17 protein-coding genes are annotated in these 14,140 nt (G+C 66.7%); 11 read left to right on the forward strand and 6 right to left on the reverse strand.

The features are described from left to right. Positions 1-6: 6 nt before the first annotated feature. The 3 genes from pgl to zwf are packed head-to-tail and all read right to left on the reverse strand — an operon-like array spanning position 7 to position 3,166. Positions 7-729, reverse strand: coding sequence for a 6-phosphogluconolactonase (gene pgl, locus ACM0PY_RS05695; protein WP_049413491.1), 723 nt, complete (start codon positions 727-729; stop codon positions 7-9). Then, positions 726-1,733: a glucokinase gene (gene glk, locus ACM0PY_RS05700; protein WP_061480283.1), complete on the reverse strand. Its 1,008-nt coding sequence runs from the start codon at positions 1,731-1,733 to the stop codon at positions 726-728. The genes pgl and glk overlap by 4 nt, the downstream gene beginning before the upstream one ends. After that, positions 1,730-3,166 (reverse strand): glucose-6-phosphate dehydrogenase, encoded by a 1,437-nt coding sequence (gene zwf / locus ACM0PY_RS05705; protein ID WP_005416129.1) that lies wholly within the window; start codon positions 3,164-3,166, stop codon positions 1,730-1,732. Before zwf ends, glk begins: the two co-directional genes overlap by 4 nt. A gap of 352 nt (positions 3,167-3,518) precedes the next feature. Between zwf and ACM0PY_RS05710 the strand changes: the two genes are divergently transcribed. Continuing rightward, entirely contained in the window at positions 3,519-4,601 is a 1,083-nt protein-coding gene (locus tag ACM0PY_RS05710) for an ABC transporter ATP-binding protein (RefSeq protein WP_072168333.1), read from the forward strand. Positions 4,602-4,675: 74 nt separating this feature from the next. Here the strand turns inward: ACM0PY_RS05710 and ygfZ are convergent, their stop codons facing one another. Continuing rightward, on the reverse strand, positions 4,676-5,551 hold the full coding sequence (gene ygfZ / locus ACM0PY_RS05715) for a CAF17-like 4Fe-4S cluster assembly/insertion protein YgfZ (protein ID WP_180884522.1): 876 nt from the start codon (positions 5,549-5,551) through the stop codon (positions 4,676-4,678). 39 nt (positions 5,552-5,590) lie between these two features. Between ygfZ and ACM0PY_RS05720 the strand changes: the two genes are divergently transcribed. From ACM0PY_RS05720 to ACM0PY_RS05765, 10 genes are all read left to right on the forward strand, one after another. After that, complete coding sequence (locus ACM0PY_RS05720) at positions 5,591-5,761, forward strand: DUF1674 domain-containing protein (RefSeq protein ID WP_005409075.1); 171 nt, start codon at positions 5,591-5,593, stop codon at positions 5,759-5,761. A gap of 56 nt (positions 5,762-5,817) precedes the next feature. After that, complete coding sequence (gene sdhC / locus ACM0PY_RS05725; RefSeq protein WP_005416132.1) at positions 5,818-6,210, forward strand: succinate dehydrogenase, cytochrome b556 subunit; 393 nt, start codon at positions 5,818-5,820, stop codon at positions 6,208-6,210. Next, positions 6,207-6,593, forward strand: a complete 387-nt coding sequence (gene sdhD, locus ACM0PY_RS05730; RefSeq protein ID WP_005409077.1) for a succinate dehydrogenase, hydrophobic membrane anchor protein — start codon at positions 6,207-6,209, stop codon at positions 6,591-6,593. Before sdhC ends, sdhD begins: the two co-directional genes overlap by 4 nt. A 31-nt stretch (positions 6,594-6,624) precedes the next feature. Then, positions 6,625-8,415, forward strand: a complete 1,791-nt coding sequence (sdhA, locus tag ACM0PY_RS05735; RefSeq protein ID WP_414609342.1) for a succinate dehydrogenase flavoprotein subunit — start codon at positions 6,625-6,627, stop codon at positions 8,413-8,415. 66 nt (positions 8,416-8,481) lie between these two features. Next, the gene (locus tag ACM0PY_RS05740; RefSeq protein WP_005409079.1) at positions 8,482-9,267 is read left to right on the forward strand and encodes a succinate dehydrogenase iron-sulfur subunit; all 786 of its coding nucleotides are present in this window, start codon (positions 8,482-8,484) and stop codon (positions 9,265-9,267) included. Between the two features lie 98 nt (positions 9,268-9,365). After that, complete coding sequence (locus tag ACM0PY_RS05745) at positions 9,366-9,614, forward strand: FAD assembly factor SdhE (RefSeq protein WP_049413478.1); 249 nt, start codon at positions 9,366-9,368, stop codon at positions 9,612-9,614. Continuing rightward, entirely contained in the window at positions 9,565-10,014 is a 450-nt protein-coding gene (locus tag ACM0PY_RS05750; RefSeq protein ID WP_072168330.1) for a hypothetical protein, read from the forward strand. Before ACM0PY_RS05745 ends, ACM0PY_RS05750 begins: the two co-directional genes overlap by 50 nt. Positions 10,015-10,037: 23 nt before the next feature. Next, positions 10,038-11,279, forward strand: coding sequence for a lipoprotein-releasing ABC transporter permease subunit (locus ACM0PY_RS05755; RefSeq protein WP_005416136.1), 1,242 nt, complete (start codon positions 10,038-10,040; stop codon positions 11,277-11,279). Then, the gene (lolD, locus tag ACM0PY_RS05760; protein ID WP_032954095.1) at positions 11,272-11,985 is read left to right on the forward strand and encodes a lipoprotein-releasing ABC transporter ATP-binding protein LolD; all 714 of its coding nucleotides are present in this window, start codon (positions 11,272-11,274) and stop codon (positions 11,983-11,985) included. Before ACM0PY_RS05755 ends, lolD begins: the two co-directional genes overlap by 8 nt. A gap of 187 nt (positions 11,986-12,172) precedes the next feature. Further along, a complete protein-coding gene (locus tag ACM0PY_RS05765; protein ID WP_065195830.1) occupies positions 12,173-12,622 on the forward strand; it encodes a DUF6491 family protein in 450 nt (149 codons plus the stop codon). Between the two features lie 74 nt (positions 12,623-12,696). Here ACM0PY_RS05765 and ACM0PY_RS05770 read toward each other — a convergent pair whose 3' ends face one another. Both ACM0PY_RS05770 and mutY read right to left on the reverse strand, forming a co-directional pair. Continuing rightward, the gene (locus tag ACM0PY_RS05770; RefSeq protein WP_014036808.1) at positions 12,697-12,966 is read right to left on the reverse strand and encodes an oxidative damage protection protein; all 270 of its coding nucleotides are present in this window, start codon (positions 12,964-12,966) and stop codon (positions 12,697-12,699) included. 5 nt (positions 12,967-12,971) lie between these two features. Next, positions 12,972-14,096 (reverse strand): A/G-specific adenine glycosylase, encoded by a 1,125-nt coding sequence (mutY, locus tag ACM0PY_RS05775; protein ID WP_134972143.1) that lies wholly within the window; start codon positions 14,094-14,096, stop codon positions 12,972-12,974. Positions 14,097-14,140 lie beyond the last annotated feature (44 nt).

Below are 14,140 nucleotides of genomic sequence, written 5' to 3' on the forward strand. Positions count from 1 at the left end.
CCGACATCAATCAGCCCAGTGGACGCGCAGGCGCGCGCCTTCCAGGTTGATCGCATTGAGGATCGGGTACTGCTGGGCGTCGTTGCTGTCCAGCGCCTGGCGCAGTACCTGCAGCTTCTGCTTGCCACGCAGCAGCAGCAGGCGCTGGCGGCACTGGCGCAGGCCGTGCGGGGTCAGCGTGATGCGCAGCGGCCACTGGTTCGCGCCTGGGCAGCCAGTGGCATCCAGCGCGGCGTAGGGCAGGGTGCTTTCCAGTGCGCGTGCGAGGTCTTTCGAGCCCGGGAACAGCGAGGCGGTGTGCCCGTCGTTGCCCATGCCCAGCGCTACCAGGCTCGGCGGCTGGCTGTGCTGCGCCTGCAGGTTGGCGGTGTACACGCATTCGGGCAGTGGCTTGCCGATCCGTACCAGCGGATCGAAGTGGGCGCCCTCGGTACGCTTGAGCAGGTGCTCGCGCACCAGCCAGGCGTTGCTGTCGCGATCCTGCGGCGACAGCCAGCGCTCGTCGGCCAGGCTCACTTCAACCCGGTCCCAGTGCACGTCCAGCTCGGCCAGTGCCTGGTAGACCGGGGCCGGCGTGGTGCCGCCGGACAGCAGGATGCGGGCGCGGCCCACTTCATTGATGTCGTGGTTGAGGGTGCGTGCCATCTCAGCGGCCACCGCTTCGATCCAGCCGTCGGCGTCGCCGTGCTGGATGAACTCGATGCGGTCGTCGTGGAAGCTGGGGTTCATGCGGCAACTCCTGGTGCGTCACGTTCGGCGTCGGTGGCATAGGCGGCGGCGCCCAGCAGTCCGGCGTGGGGATGCATCACCGCCAATGAGGGCACGCGCGCCATGATCGAGGAGAAGCGGCCCTTGTGTTCGAAGCGCTGGCGGAAACCGGAGTGCTGCAGCGAATCGAGCATCTTCGGGGTCAGGCCGCCGGTCAGGAACACGCCATCCCAGGCGCCCTGGGTGAGCACCAGGTCACCGGCGATGGCGCCGAACACGGCGCAGAACACGTCCACGGTGCGCATTGCCTGCGGATCACCGTGCAGGGCGCGGGCGGTCACGTCCACCGGCTGCAGCTGGCCCGGGTCGATACCGGCCATCTCGCACACGGCGCGGTGGATGTTGACCAGGCCGGGGCCACAGATCAGGCGCTCGTTGGAGACGCGGCCGAACTGTTCGGACAGGATCTCGAGGATGCGGATCTCTTCCGGGGTTCCTGGCGGGAAGCTGACATGGCCGCCTTCGGTTTCCAGCGGGTAGCAGCGGCCGTGGCGCATGATCAGGCCGCCCACGCCGAGGCCGGTACCCGGCCCGATCACTGCGTAGTTGCGCGGCTGGCCCGGCTTGCCCGGTACCCAGGCGGCACCGCCGACCTGGACCACGTCCTCGGGCTGCAGCAGCGAGATCGCCATCGCCTGTGCGGCAAAGTCGTTGATCAGGTGCAGTTCGTCGAAACCGAGCATCGCTGCGGTGCGGCTGCGCGAGATCACCCACGGATGGTTGGTGATGCGTGCTTCATCACCATCAACGCGACCGGCCACTGCGAACACGCCGCGGCTTGCGGTGGCACCGATCTGTTCCAGATGGTGGCGCGCGGCATCACCCAGCGAAGGGAACTCCGTCACCGCGTACTCGCGGATGCTGTCCTTCTGCAGAGGTGCGTCCTGCGAGGTGTCAGCCAGGGCGAAGCGGGCATTGGTGCCACCGATGTCGGCCACCAGCACCGGCTGCGAACTGGCCCTCATGCCGACGCTCCACTGTCCGGTGCGTCCACGCCCTGCGGCAGGAACTCGCCGGCATTGCTCGGGCCCCATTGGCCGGCGGGGTAGGGTTCCAGCGGCAGCTTGGCGTCCTTCCAGGCGTCGGCCACGCTGTCGATCCAGGCCCACGCTGCACGCACTTCGTCGTCGCGCACGAACAGCGTGTGATTGCCATTGAAGGCGTCCAGGAACAGGCGCTCGTAAGCGATGCGGCGATGCAGGCCGGTTGGCACTGACAGTTCCAGTTCCAGCGGATGCAGTTCCAGCGCGCCCCATTCCGGGCCGGCCAGGCTGCTCATCAGGCCCAGTTCGATGTTCTCCTGCGGCTGCAGTTGGAACACCAGGCGGTTCGGTGCGGCCTGCGCGCGCTGCGGGCGCTCGAACAGCCAATGGGTGACCGGCTTCAGCGTGACCACCACGCGGGTGGTGCGCTCGGGCAGGCGCTTGCCGGTGACCAGATGGAACGGCACGCCGCTCCAGCGCCAGTTGTCGATATGCGCGGTGACACCGGCGAAGGTTTCCACGTCGCTGCCTTCCGGCGGCTGGTAAGCCTGCGCCGGCTGGCCGTTGATGGTGCCGGCGGTATAGCGGCCGCGGATGCTGTCACGCGCGGCGTGCTTCGCGTCGAGCGGGCGAAGGGCGCGCAGCACCTTGACCTTCTCGTCGCGGATGCGGTCGGCCTCCAGCGACGCCGGCGGCTCCATCGCCACCATGCACAGCAGCTGCAGGATGTGGCTCTGCACCATGTCGCGCAGCGCGCCGGAGCGGGCATAGTAGGCGTCACGGCCGTCCACGCCTTCGCTCTCGGCCACCAGGATGTGCACCGATTCGATGTAGTTGCGGTTCCACACCGCTTCCAGCAGCGTATTGCCGAAGCGCAGCGCGATCAGGTTCTGCACTGCCGCCTTGCCCAGGTAGTGGTCGAGGCGGAACACGCGGTCCTCGTCGATCCACTGGCCGATGGTGCTGATGATTTCCTCGGCGCTCTCGCTGTCGCTGCCGATCGGCTTCTCCAGCATCAGGCGTGCCGGCGCGGCGAGGGCGCCGCCCTTGGCCAGGCCTTCGCAGGTGGAAATGTACAGGCCCGGCGGAATGGCGAGGTAGCTGACGCACTTGCGGTGCACCAGGTCGGAGACCGCAGCGGCAACCGAGTCGACGTCGCGCAGGTCCACCGAACGGTAGTCGATGCGGCGCAGCAGGGCAGCAATGTCGTCCTGCGTGGCCATCGGCATGGCCTGCTGCAGGCGCGGCCGCAGGATGTCATGGAAGGCTTCGGTGTCATGCCCGGACAGGGCCAGTGCGCGGATGCGGAAGTCCTCCGGCAGCAGGCCGTCGCCAAGCAGGCGAAGCAGCGAAGGGAACAGGTAGCGCTGGGCCAGATCACCTGTGGCACCGAACAGGAAGAGGGTGTCGTGCATCGCTCGAGTTTCAGATCCGGGTGACATCGTTGTCAATCGCTTCATGGCTGGGTTCGGGGGACATCCGCGCAACTGCCTGTCCGAGGTTCGTCAGGGGCGATCTCCGGGGTTGCGGAAGACCGTTCCATTCGAAACCACTACCTCGGCGGAACCTTCGTTCAACCGCCGACGCAGATCGGTGCGCACCGATCATCGGATAGTGCCACGTGAAAACGTTTACATGGCAGAATGGGCAACTGTATTCGATTGCAGTGCTCGCCGTCATGCGGCAAGCGCGCAATCATCACTGCCATCGGGAGGGCCGAGGCAGTCCCAAAAGACAGCCCGGCTTCGGGCGGACCGGATAGGTGATATGGCAAAAGTGCAGTTGCAGGGTGTGCGCAAGGTCTATGACAACGGCCAGGTCGCGGTGAAGGACGCCAGCTTCGAGGTCGCCGATGGCGAGCTGATGGTGCTGGTCGGTCCGTCCGGCTGTGGCAAGTCGACCCTGTTGCGGATGGTGGCGGGCCTTGAAGAAATCAGCGGCGGCACGCTGACCATCGGTGATCGCGTGGTCAACGACGTGGCGCCGAAGGATCGCGACATCGCCATGGTGTTCCAGAGCTACGCGTTGTACCCGCACATGACCGTGGCCGAGAACCTGGCCTTCGGCCTGAAGCTGCGCGGGCATGACAAGGCGACCATCGACAAGCGCATTGCCGAGGCGGCGCAGACGCTGGGCCTGACCGAGATGATGGACAAGCTGCCCAAGGCGATGTCCGGTGGCCAGCGCCAGCGCGTGGCACTGGGCCGGGCGCTGGTGCGCGAGCCGGCGGTGTTCCTGCTCGACGAGCCGCTGTCCAACCTCGACGCCAAGCTGCGCCACAGCGTGCGTACCGAGATCGCGCAGCTGCACCGCAAGCTGGGCACCACCATGATCTACGTGACGCACGACCAGGTTGAAGCGATGACCCTGGGCCAGCGCATCGTGGTGCTGAAGGACGGCATCATCCAGCAGATCGATACGCCGATGGCGCTGTACGATCGCCCGGCCAACCTGTTCGTGGCCGGTTTCCTCGGCAGCCCGGCGATGAACGTGCTGCGTGGCACGCTGCAGGGCGATGCCGGCGGCGTGAGCGTGGTCGACGGCGAATGGCGTGCACCGCTGGGCCAGGCGACGATCGATCCGGCATGGCTGCAGAAGCCGATCGCGGTGGGCGTGCGCCCGGAGCACCTGCAGCCGGCGGCTGCCGATGATGCGCATGCATTCACCGCGCGCATCGAAGGCATCGAGCCGGTCGGCAACGAGATCTTCGTCAATCTGAGCAGTGGCCAGCATGCGCTGACCATGCGCGTGGCACCGCAGTCGCTGCCAGCAGTGGGCGAGCAGATCCGCGTGGCGATTCACCCGCAGGGCCTGCATTTCTTCAACGCAGAGAGCGGCGAACGCCTGTAACCGGTAGTGCCGGCCGCTGGCCGGCAACCACACCTGGTTGAGGTTGCCGGCCAGCGGCCGGCACTACCACTCATTCAGCGCGCCAGCCCATCCAGCAACGGCACGCGCTGCGCGATGGCATCGCCCACCTGCAGGTCAGCATCACTGGCTTCCAGCGGCAGCACCGCCAGCGCCAGGTTGCCGGCCACGCTGGCGACCGTGCCCAGCGTCGCGCCGTCCTGCAGCACGCCATCGCCGGCCTGTGCCGGTGCCGCGGTATGCAGCAGCTGCACCGCGCGCTTGGCCTTGCCGAGGAAGTGGGTGCGGGCGACGATTTCCTGGCCCGGGTAGCAGCCTTTCTTCACGCTGTAGCCATTCAGGCGGTCCAGGCCCAGCTGCTGCGGGGTCCACACTTCGCGCTGGCTTTCGTCCAAGCGCGGCAATCCGTAGCGCAGGTCGGCCTGGCGCCAGGCGAGGGCGAAGGCGGCCTCATCGGTTTCGCTGCCGGATGCAACGGCAGCCGCCGCCCCGATGCGCAGGGTGCGCGGCAGGGCGTCGCTGCCCAGGTCCAGCTCCCAGCCGTCACCTGCAGCGAGCGCGATCGCGGCGCCGCTGGCAGCCTCGGGCGCAGTGAACGCACCGGCCACGGCCAGATCGCTGCGCACCTGTACCTGCACCTTGCGACGGAACACGAAGCGCTGCAGTTGCGACGCAATCGCATCGGCATCGCCGTCGGCCAGCACCAGCATCACGTGATCGTCGGCCAGCCGGAGCAGCTGGAACACTGCCAGGGTGCGGCCCTTGGCACTCAGCCAGGCGCTCCACTGCCAGTGCAGCAGGGGCAGGGCGGTGACATCGCTGCTGAACTGGGCGTGGGCGAAGGCGGCCGCATCCGGGCCCTGCAGGCTCAGCAGCTGGTGGCCGGGCAGGCGCGGATATCCGACGAAAGCAGGGGGCAGGTTGTCAGGCACGTGAACGAGGTCTAAAATTTGTGCGTTGCGAGACCGAACATGATAGGCCAAACAACCCCCACTCCCGACGACGAATCTGAAGCCCCGCTGGTCCCCGCGGCACCCGTGCCCGTGGAACAGGAAAAAGCAGAGGAATTCGGCGGCCGCGGCGGACTTGATCCGGTGCGGTATGGCGATTGGGAGAAAAACGGACGCTGCATCGATTTCTGATCAGCATTGAGCCAACGCGGCCGCGTGCCGCCCAGCCGAGACAACGAGCCCAGCGAATGGCGACCAGACAACGCCCACTTTCCCCGCACCTTCAGGTGTATCGCTGGCAGATTCAGATGGCCACCTCGATCCTGCATCGAGCCACTGGCATCTTTCTGTCTGTTGGTGCCCTCATCATCGCTGCCGGCCTGCTGGCCCTGATGATGGGGCCCGAGTCCTGGAACTGCTTCACCGGCCATGCCGGGGCCTGGTATGGCCGCGTGTTCCTGTTCGCGTGGACATGGTCGTTCGCCTATCACCTGTGCAATGGCATCCGCCATGTAGTGCAGGACTTCGCCATCGGCTTCAGCATACCTGCCTTCATCCGCAGCAGCTGGCTCTCGGTCATCGGCAGCCTGGTGATCACCCTGCTGGTGTGGGCCTATGTGATGTTCGGAGGTGCCGCGTGAGCAAGTTCCGTACCCCGCTGAAGAACGTGCGCGGCCTGGGCTCGGCCAAGACCGGCACCGAGCATTTCGTGCACCAGCGCCTGACCGCCGCCGCGCTGGTGGTGCTGGGCATCTGGTTCCTGGTCTTCGTACTGGGCCTGCTGGGCTCGGATTACGCGACCGCCGCCGCCGCCGTGGCCAAGCCGTGGAATGCAGTGCCGCTGATCGGCCTGCTGATCGCCATGTTCTGGCACGCGCAGCTCGGCATGCAGGTCGTGCTGGAAGACTACATCCACGAATCGCTGCTGGCCCTGGTGCTGCAGACCGCGGTGAAGTTCGTCGCCGTGCTCGGCATGATCGTCAGTGTGTTTGCGGTGGGCCGCATCGCCCTCGGCGTTGCCTGAGCCCAGGCACCTACACAGGAATCCAGATTAGATGTCCGCTTACAAGATCACCGAACACAAGTACGACATGGTCGTGGTCGGCGCCGGCGGTGCCGGCCTGCGCGCCACGTTCGGCCTGGCCGCCAAGGGCCTGCAGACCGTGTGCCTGACCAAGGTCTTCCCGACCCGTTCGCACACCGTCGCCGCCCAGGGCGGTATTTCGGCCGCACTCGGCAACATGGGCGAGGACGACTGGCGCTACCACTTCTTCGACACCATCAAGGGTTCGGACTGGCTGGGTGACCAGGACGCCATCGAGTACATGTGCCGTGAGGCCATCCCGGCCATCATCGAACTGGAACACTACGGCGTGCCGTTCTCGCGCACCGCCGAAGGCAAGATCTACCAGCGTCCGTTCGGTGGCATGACCACCAAGTACGGCGAAGGCCCGGCGGCGCAGCGTACCTGCGCGGCGGCCGACCGTACCGGCCACGCGATGCTGCACACCCTGTACCAGCAGTCGCTGAAGCACGATGCGCGCTTCATGATCGAGTACTTCGCGCTCGACCTGATCTTCGACGACGAAGGCGCCTGCCGCGGCGTGCTGGCCCTGGACATGTCCGATGGCACGCTGCACCTGTTCCGCGCCCAGGGCGTGGTGCTGGCCACCGGCGGCTACGGCCGTGCCTACTTCAGCGCTACCTCGGCGCACACCTGCACCGGCGACGGTGGCGGCCTGGCCATGCGTGCCGGCATCGCCATGCAGGACATGGAGTTCGTGCAGTTCCACCCGACCGGCATCTACGGCGCCGGCTGCCTGATCACCGAGGGTGTCCGCGGTGAAGGCGGCATCCTGCGCAACAGCAGCAGCGAGCGCTTCATGGAGCGCTATGCACCGCACTACAAGGATCTGGCCTCGCGCGACGTGGTCAGCCGTTCGATGACCATCGAGATCCGCGAAGGCCGCGGCGTCGGCGAGCACAAGGACCACATCCTGCTCGACCTGACCCACCTCGGCCCGGGCGTGATCGACGAGAAGCTGCCGGGCATCGCCGAGAGCGCCCGCATCTTCGCCGGCGTCGATGTGCACAAGCAGCCGATCCCGGTCATTCCGACCGTGCACTACAACATGGGCGGCATCCCGACCAACTACCACGGTGAAGTGGTGCAGAAGGTCGGCGACAACGACAACGCCGTGGTGCCGGGCCTGTACGCCATCGGCGAAGCGGCCTGCGTGTCCGTGCACGGCGCCAACCGCCTGGGCTCGAACTCGCTGCTCGACCTGGTGGTGTTCGGCCGTGCGGTGGCCAACCGCTGCGCCGAGACCATCAAGCCGGGTGCCGCGCACAAGCCGCTGCCGGCCGATGCCTGCGACAAGGCGCTGGGGCTGCTGGACAAGCTGCGCCACGCCAACGGCGATACCCCGACCTCGGTCATCCGCGATCGCATGCAGCGCACCATGCAGGCTGACGCGGCCGTCTTCCGCACCAGCCAGACGCTGAAGGAAGGCTGCGAGAAGATGGACAAGATCTTCGACTCGTTCCAGGACGTGAAGGTCTCCGACCGTTCGCTGGTCTGGAACTCGGACCTGATCGAGACCTACGAGCTGAACAACCTGCTGCTCAACGCGGTGGCGACGATCAACTCGGCCGAACAGCGCAAGGAAAGCCGTGGTGCGCATGCGCACGAGGACTATCCGGACCGCGACGACGTCAACTGGCAGAAGCACACCCTGGTCAGCGTCGACGAGAAGGGCAAGTGCAGCTTCGACTACCGTCCGGTGCACATGTACACGTTGACCGACGACGTGTCCGTGGTGCCGCCGAAGCCGCGCGTGTACTGATCCGACCCCGCCTACCATGCAATCCGCGCCCACGGGCGCGGGCCGCCTGAGCCAACGAGAGCAGCCATGGCCGAGTTTTCACTCCCCAAGAATTCCAAGATCACGAAGGGCAAGCACTTCCCCGTGAAGAACGGCGGCAAGAATGTGCGCACCTTCAAGATCTACCGCTGGAGTCCGGACGACGACAGCAACCCGCGCACCGATACCTATGAAGTCGATCTGGACGCCTGTGGCCCGATGGTCCTGGACGCCCTGATCAAGATCAAGAACGAGATCGACCCGACCCTGACCTTCCGCCGTTCCTGCCGCGAAGGTATCTGTGGTTCGTGCGCGATGAACATCGACGGCACCAACACCCTGGCCTGCACCCGAGCCATCTCGGACTGCGGCAAGAAGGAAGTGCCGATCTACCCGCTGCCGCACATGAACGTGGTCAAGGATCTGGTTCCGGACCTGACCCACTTCTACGCGCAGTACGCCTCGATCAAGCCGTGGATCCGCACCCAGACCCCGGCACCGCCGGACCGCGAGCGCCTGCAGTCGCCGGAAGACCGCAAGAAGCTGGACGGCCTGTATGAGTGCATCCTGTGCGCCTGCTGCTCGACCAGCTGCCCGAGCTACTGGTGGAACGGCGAGCGTTACCTGGGCCCGGCGATCCTGCTGCAGGCCTATCGCTGGATCATCGACTCGCGCGATGAGGACACCGGTGCGCGCCTGGACGATCTGGAAGATCCGTTCAAGCTGTACCGCTGCCACACCATCATGAACTGCGCCCGGACCTGCCCGAAGGGCCTGAACCCGGCGCTGGCGATCGCCGAGATCAAGAAGCTGATGATGGAGCGCCGCGCCTGATAAAGGCCTGGCAGTACCCGGTGGAGCCACGTCACGTGAGGCTGCACCACCCAGTAGAGCCACGCCATGCGTGGCTTTGCTGTATCTGGAGAAGCACGATGGAAGACGATGTCCTGCTGAAGAAGCTGCGCTGGCGCTGCCGCCGCGGCATGCGCGAACTGGACCAGCTGTTCGGCCGCTACCTGGACCGTGAGTGGAGCACTGCACCGACCGGAGAGCGCGAGGTTTTCCTGTTCCTGCTCGACTGCGAGGACGATAAGTTGTGGCGCTGGTTCATGGGCTATGAGGCCTGCCCGCATGCGCACGCGATCCCCCTCATGCAGAAGATCCTCGCCCTCAAGCCTTGAGTGGCGCCCCTCGCGGCTGCAGGCCGCCGCCCAGTTGGCGGTGCTGCTGGCCGCGCCCTGGTTGTTGCGCGCCTCGGATCTGCCTGCGCGGTTGCTGATGCCCGCGCTGCTGCTGGCCTGGGGCGTCGGCTTGGCCGAACTGGCCTGGCGCCAGCGCAGGCCGCGCGTGCAGGTGCTTCTGCCTCCGCTTCCCGAGGCATTGCAGGTGGCCGGACGGGACGTCGATACGCCACGGCTGGTGGTGCGTGGCCCATGGTTGTTGTTGCTGTGGCGTGAGGATCGGCGCCGCCGGCGCCTGCTGTTCTGGCCGGATGTGCTCGATTCAGGGCAGCGACGTGAACTGCGACTGGCCGTGGCCACACGCAGCGTTTCCCGTCGGCCCCGGTCAATGGCACCATAAGCTGAATTGACCGGCGTGCCTGCATGTTCAAACCCATTCCCGTGGCCATCGGCCTGCGCTACCTGCGCGCCAAGCGCCGCAACGGCTTCATCTCCTTCATCTCGATGGCATCGATCCTGGGCATCGCGCTCGGCGTTACGGTGCTGATCACCACCCTGGCGGTGATGAGCGGTTTCCAGAAGGAAATCCGCAGCCGCCTGCTGCAGATGACCGCCCATACCACCATCAGCCGCGACGGCGAGCCGATGCCGGACTGGATGCGGGTGGTTGATGTCGCCCGCAAGGATCCGCGCGTGGCGGGTGCCGCGCCGTACATCGAGATCCAGTCGATGATCAGCGGCCCGCGCGTGCAGGGCGCGATCATCCAGGGCATCGATCCGGCGCTGGAGCCGAACGTCTCGGTGATCGACAGGAAGGTCACCAAGGGCAGCTATGACAGCCTCAAGCCGGGCAGCTTCAACCTGCTGCTGGGCAAGGAGCTGGCGATCTGGCTGGGCGTGGACGTTGGCGACCAGGTGCTGGTGACCTTTGCCGAAGTGCAGGGCACGCCGGCTGGTGCGGTGCCACGGATGAAGCGCTTCACCGTCAGCGGCATCTTCGAGGCCGGCTACAACGAGGTCGATCGCGGCGTCGGCTTCGCCAACATGCAGGACCTGGAGCGTGTTCTGCGCAGTGACGGCGCCACCGGCGTGCGGCTGAAGCTGCACGACATGGACCGCTCGCTGGAAGTGGGCGTGGACCTGGCGCAGAGCCTCGGCGGTGCCTACCGCGTGAGTGACTGGACACAGCAGAACGCCAACCTCTACCACTCGCTGCGCATGGAGAAGGTGGTGATGGGCATCCTGCTGTCGCTGATCATCGCCATGGGGGCCTTCAACCTGGTGTCCTCGCAGGTGATGCTGGTGACCGACAAGCAGGCCGACATTGCCATCCTGCGCACCCTGGGCCTGACCCCGGGCGGGGTGATGCAGGTGTTCATGGTGCAGGGCTCGTTGATCGGCATCTTCGGCACGCTGGCCGGCCTGATCGGCGGCATCACCCTGACCCTCAACCTGGAACGCATCCTCGGCGCCATCGAGAGCGTGTTCAACGTCAAGCTGCTGCCGGAGGATGTGTACTACATCACCGGCCTGCCGACCGACATGCAGACCGGCGACGTGGTGGCGATCACCGTGGTCGCGCTGCTGATGAGCTTCCTGGCCACCCTGTATCCCGCCTGGCGGGCAGCACGCACCCAGCCGGCGGAGGCCCTGCGTTATGAATAAGGTCGTCAACCGCGGCGATGAAGTGATCCGCGCCGAAGCGCTGGGCAAGACCTATGCCGAAGGGCGCATGCAGACCCCGGTGTTCGATGGGCTGGACCTGACCGTGACTGCTGGCGAGACGGTGGCGATCATCGGTGCCTCCGGCGCCGGCAAGAGCACGCTGCTGCATCTGCTGGGCGGCCTGGACATTCCGACTGCCGGCGAAGTGTATGTGACCGGCCAGCGCATGTCGGCGCTGTCGGATACCGCGCGCGGCCTGCTGCGCAACCAGGCGCTGGGCTTCGTCTACCAGTTCCATCACCTGCTGCCGGAATTCACCGCGCTGGAAAACGTGATGATGCCGGTGCTGCTGGCCGGCACCGCCGTGGCCGAGGCGAGCAGCCGGGCCACCACGCTGCTGGAAGCGGTCGGCCTCGGCCATCGCCTGGACCACAAGCCGGGCGAGCTGTCCGGCGGCGAACGCCAACGTGCTGCAGTGGCGCGCGCGCTGGTCAATCATCCGGCCTGCGTACTCGGCGACGAGCCGACCGGTAACCTGGATGACCGCACCGCCGGCACCGTGTTCGAGCTGATGCTGGAGCTCAACCGCGCGCGTCATACCAGCCTGGTGCTGGTGACCCACGACCGCAGCCTAGCACGGCGCCTGGACCGGGTGCTGGAGCTGCGCGAAGGGCGCCTGCACGCATTGGCCCACGCCGACGTCTGAGCGCTGGGACCGCTTTGGTAGAGGCCGCCCTTGGGTGGCTGCTCCAGCAGGGCAGGCGCCAACCAAGGTTGGCGTCTACCGTGGTCCGGCCAGCAGCCGCCGACCGGCGGCTGAATGGGGCGCGAGCCGTCGCGCCGGCGTTGCCAGCCCAGGCGCATGATGGCGACAGTTCCCCGAGGAGATCGCCATGAAGACCCCGATCCTGATGGCCGGACTCTGCCTGGCACTGGCCGCCTGTGCGACCACCGGCCGGCTCAGCAGTACCGAGAAACTGGATCTGTACCGTGCCCACGCCGGCGCGCCGCAGAATGACATGCAGTTCTTTGGCAGCCTCAATGGCTGGACCGAGCTGGGCGACAGTGCGCTGGCGGTGTGGACCCGTCCCAGCGAAGCCTATCTGCTGGAGTTGAATGGTCCCTGCCAGGACCTGCCATATGCGACCGCCATCGGCCTGACCAGCAGCATGGGCCGCGTGTCGTCGCGCTTCGACAAGGTGCTGGTGCGCGACCCCACCGGCGGCCCGCGCCTGCCGTGCTTCATCAACAGCATCCGCAAGCTGGACGTGAAGGCCCTGCGTGCGTCCGAGCAGGAGCTGCGCCAGGCGCAGGTGCAGGAGCGCGAGGAAAACGCGAAATAGCGCGGTAGTGCCGGCCGCTGGCCGGCATCGCGCAGATGCCAGATTGCCGGCCAGCGGCCTGCACGACCTGCCTGTCAGGCTTCCGGGGTGAAGCCGGCCGGCTTTTCCGCGTCCTTCTCGAACAGGAACTTGACCAGTTCGCCTTCAAGGAACGCACGATGTTCCGGCGTGCGCGGCGACAGCCGGTTCTCGTTGATCAGCATGGTCTGGTGGGCCAGCCACGCGGCCCAGGCCTGCTTGCCGATGTTGTTGAAGATGCGCTGGCCCAGCTCGCCGGGGTAGGGCACGAAGTCCAGGCCCTCGGCATCGCGTTGTTCGTACTGGCAGAAGACGGTTCGGGGCATGGCACTCACTCGTGGTTGCGGGGTTTGCTGGAATTTCGTTTCGGCGTCTTGATCGTGGCGCCGTCGAGCAGTTTGCGGATCGGTGCCGGCAGGCCCAATGCGGGTAGCTCGTCGTTGGCGACCCAGCGCAGCGTGGGTTCTTCCACGCGCAGGCCGCGCACCTTCCGTGACAATACCTGCAGGTGCAGCCTGTAGTGGCTGAAGGTGTGCTGCAGCACCGGCAGTTCCTCCGCATCTTCCAGCGAGCCGTCGACATGTGCGTCGAACCAGTCCTGCAGGTCGCTGCCGGCCTCGGCCTGCGGCAGCGTCCACAGCTGCGCCCAGATGCCGGTGTCCGGCCGCTTCTGCAGCAGCACGCGCTGCTGGGCGTCGCGCAGCAGCAGTGCAACTGCTTCGCGTTCGGGCAGGGTCTTGCTGGGCTTGGGCGTGGGCAGTTCAGCGGTGCGGCCTTCGCGCCGCGCCACGCATGCGTCCTGCAGCGGGCAGATCACGCAGGCCGGCTTGGCCCGGCTGCATACCGTCGCGCCCAGGTCCATCTGCGCCTGGGTGTAATCGGCCATGCGCCCGGCCGGCACCTGCGCGACGTGCGCCTCGGCAATCGCCCACAGTTGTTTCTCGATGGCCGGCAGGCCGGGAAAGCCGTCGATGCCGTGGTAGCGGCTGAGCACGCGCTTGACGTTGCCGTCGAGAATCGCGAACCGCTCGTTCCAGGCCTGGCTGAGGATCGCACCGGCGGTGCTGCGGCCGATGCCGGGCAGGGCATGCAATGCATCGAAGTCACGCGGCAGGTCGCCGTCGTGCAGTTCCACGCAGCGCTTTGCCGCGGCATGCAGGTTGCGTGCACGGGCGTAGTAGCCGAGCCCGGCCCACTGCGCCATCACTGCGTCATTGCTGGCGGCAGCGAGGTCGGGCAGGGTCGGGAAGTGCTGCAGGAACCGCTGGAAGTACGGGATGACCGTAGCCACCTGGGTCTGCTGCAGCATGATTTCCGACAGCCAGACCCGATAGGGGCTGCGCGGGTGCTGCCAGGGCAGGTCATGGCGACCGTGGTCGTCGAACCAGTGCAGCAGGCGGGCGACGAAGTCGTCTTCCTGGGCAGTGTCGGCGCTGGCGTGCGGCTGGCGGGGCATGAGTGTTCCGGAAGGAGGCAGCCACCCATGGGGTGGCTCTGCTT

This window comes from Stenotrophomonas sp. BR163 (assembly GCF_047520985.2).
GTDB classification, from domain to species: Bacteria; Pseudomonadota; Gammaproteobacteria; order Xanthomonadales; family Xanthomonadaceae; genus Stenotrophomonas; species Stenotrophomonas sepilia.

What these genes read in the sequence shown, in the direction of transcription:
- mutY (WP_134972143.1), bottom strand. Translation starts at nt 14,096, where the DNA reads ATGCCCCGCCAGCCGCACGCCAGCGCCGACACTGCCCAGGAAGACGAC.
- zwf (WP_005416129.1), bottom strand. Translation starts at nt 3,166, where the DNA reads ATGCACGACACCCTCTTCCTGTTCGGTGCCACAGGTGATCTGGCCCAG.
- ACM0PY_RS05740 (WP_005409079.1), top strand. Translation starts at nt 8,482, where the DNA reads ATGGCCGAGTTTTCACTCCCCAAGAATTCCAAGATCACGAAGGGCAAG.
- lolD (WP_032954095.1), top strand. Translation starts at nt 11,272, where the DNA reads ATGAATAAGGTCGTCAACCGCGGCGATGAAGTGATCCGCGCCGAAGCG.
- ACM0PY_RS05745 (WP_049413478.1), top strand. Translation starts at nt 9,366, where the DNA reads ATGGAAGACGATGTCCTGCTGAAGAAGCTGCGCTGGCGCTGCCGCCGC.
- sdhC (WP_005416132.1), top strand. Translation starts at nt 5,818, where the DNA reads ATGGCGACCAGACAACGCCCACTTTCCCCGCACCTTCAGGTGTATCGC.
- pgl (WP_049413491.1), bottom strand. Translation starts at nt 729, where the DNA reads ATGAACCCCAGCTTCCACGACGACCGCATCGAGTTCATCCAGCACGGC.
- glk (WP_061480283.1), bottom strand. Translation starts at nt 1,733, where the DNA reads ATGAGGGCCAGTTCGCAGCCGGTGCTGGTGGCCGACATCGGTGGCACC.
- ACM0PY_RS05710 (WP_072168333.1), top strand. Translation starts at nt 3,519, where the DNA reads ATGGCAAAAGTGCAGTTGCAGGGTGTGCGCAAGGTCTATGACAACGGC.
- ACM0PY_RS05770 (WP_014036808.1), bottom strand. Translation starts at nt 12,966, where the DNA reads ATGCCCCGAACCGTCTTCTGCCAGTACGAACAACGCGATGCCGAGGGC.
- ACM0PY_RS05765 (WP_065195830.1), top strand. Translation starts at nt 12,173, where the DNA reads ATGAAGACCCCGATCCTGATGGCCGGACTCTGCCTGGCACTGGCCGCC.
- sdhA (WP_414609342.1), top strand. Translation starts at nt 6,625, where the DNA reads ATGTCCGCTTACAAGATCACCGAACACAAGTACGACATGGTCGTGGTC.
- ACM0PY_RS05720 (WP_005409075.1), top strand. Translation starts at nt 5,591, where the DNA reads ATGATAGGCCAAACAACCCCCACTCCCGACGACGAATCTGAAGCCCCG.
- ACM0PY_RS05755 (WP_005416136.1), top strand. Translation starts at nt 10,038, where the DNA reads ATGTTCAAACCCATTCCCGTGGCCATCGGCCTGCGCTACCTGCGCGCC.
- ACM0PY_RS05750 (WP_072168330.1), top strand. Translation starts at nt 9,565, where the DNA reads ATGCGCACGCGATCCCCCTCATGCAGAAGATCCTCGCCCTCAAGCCTT.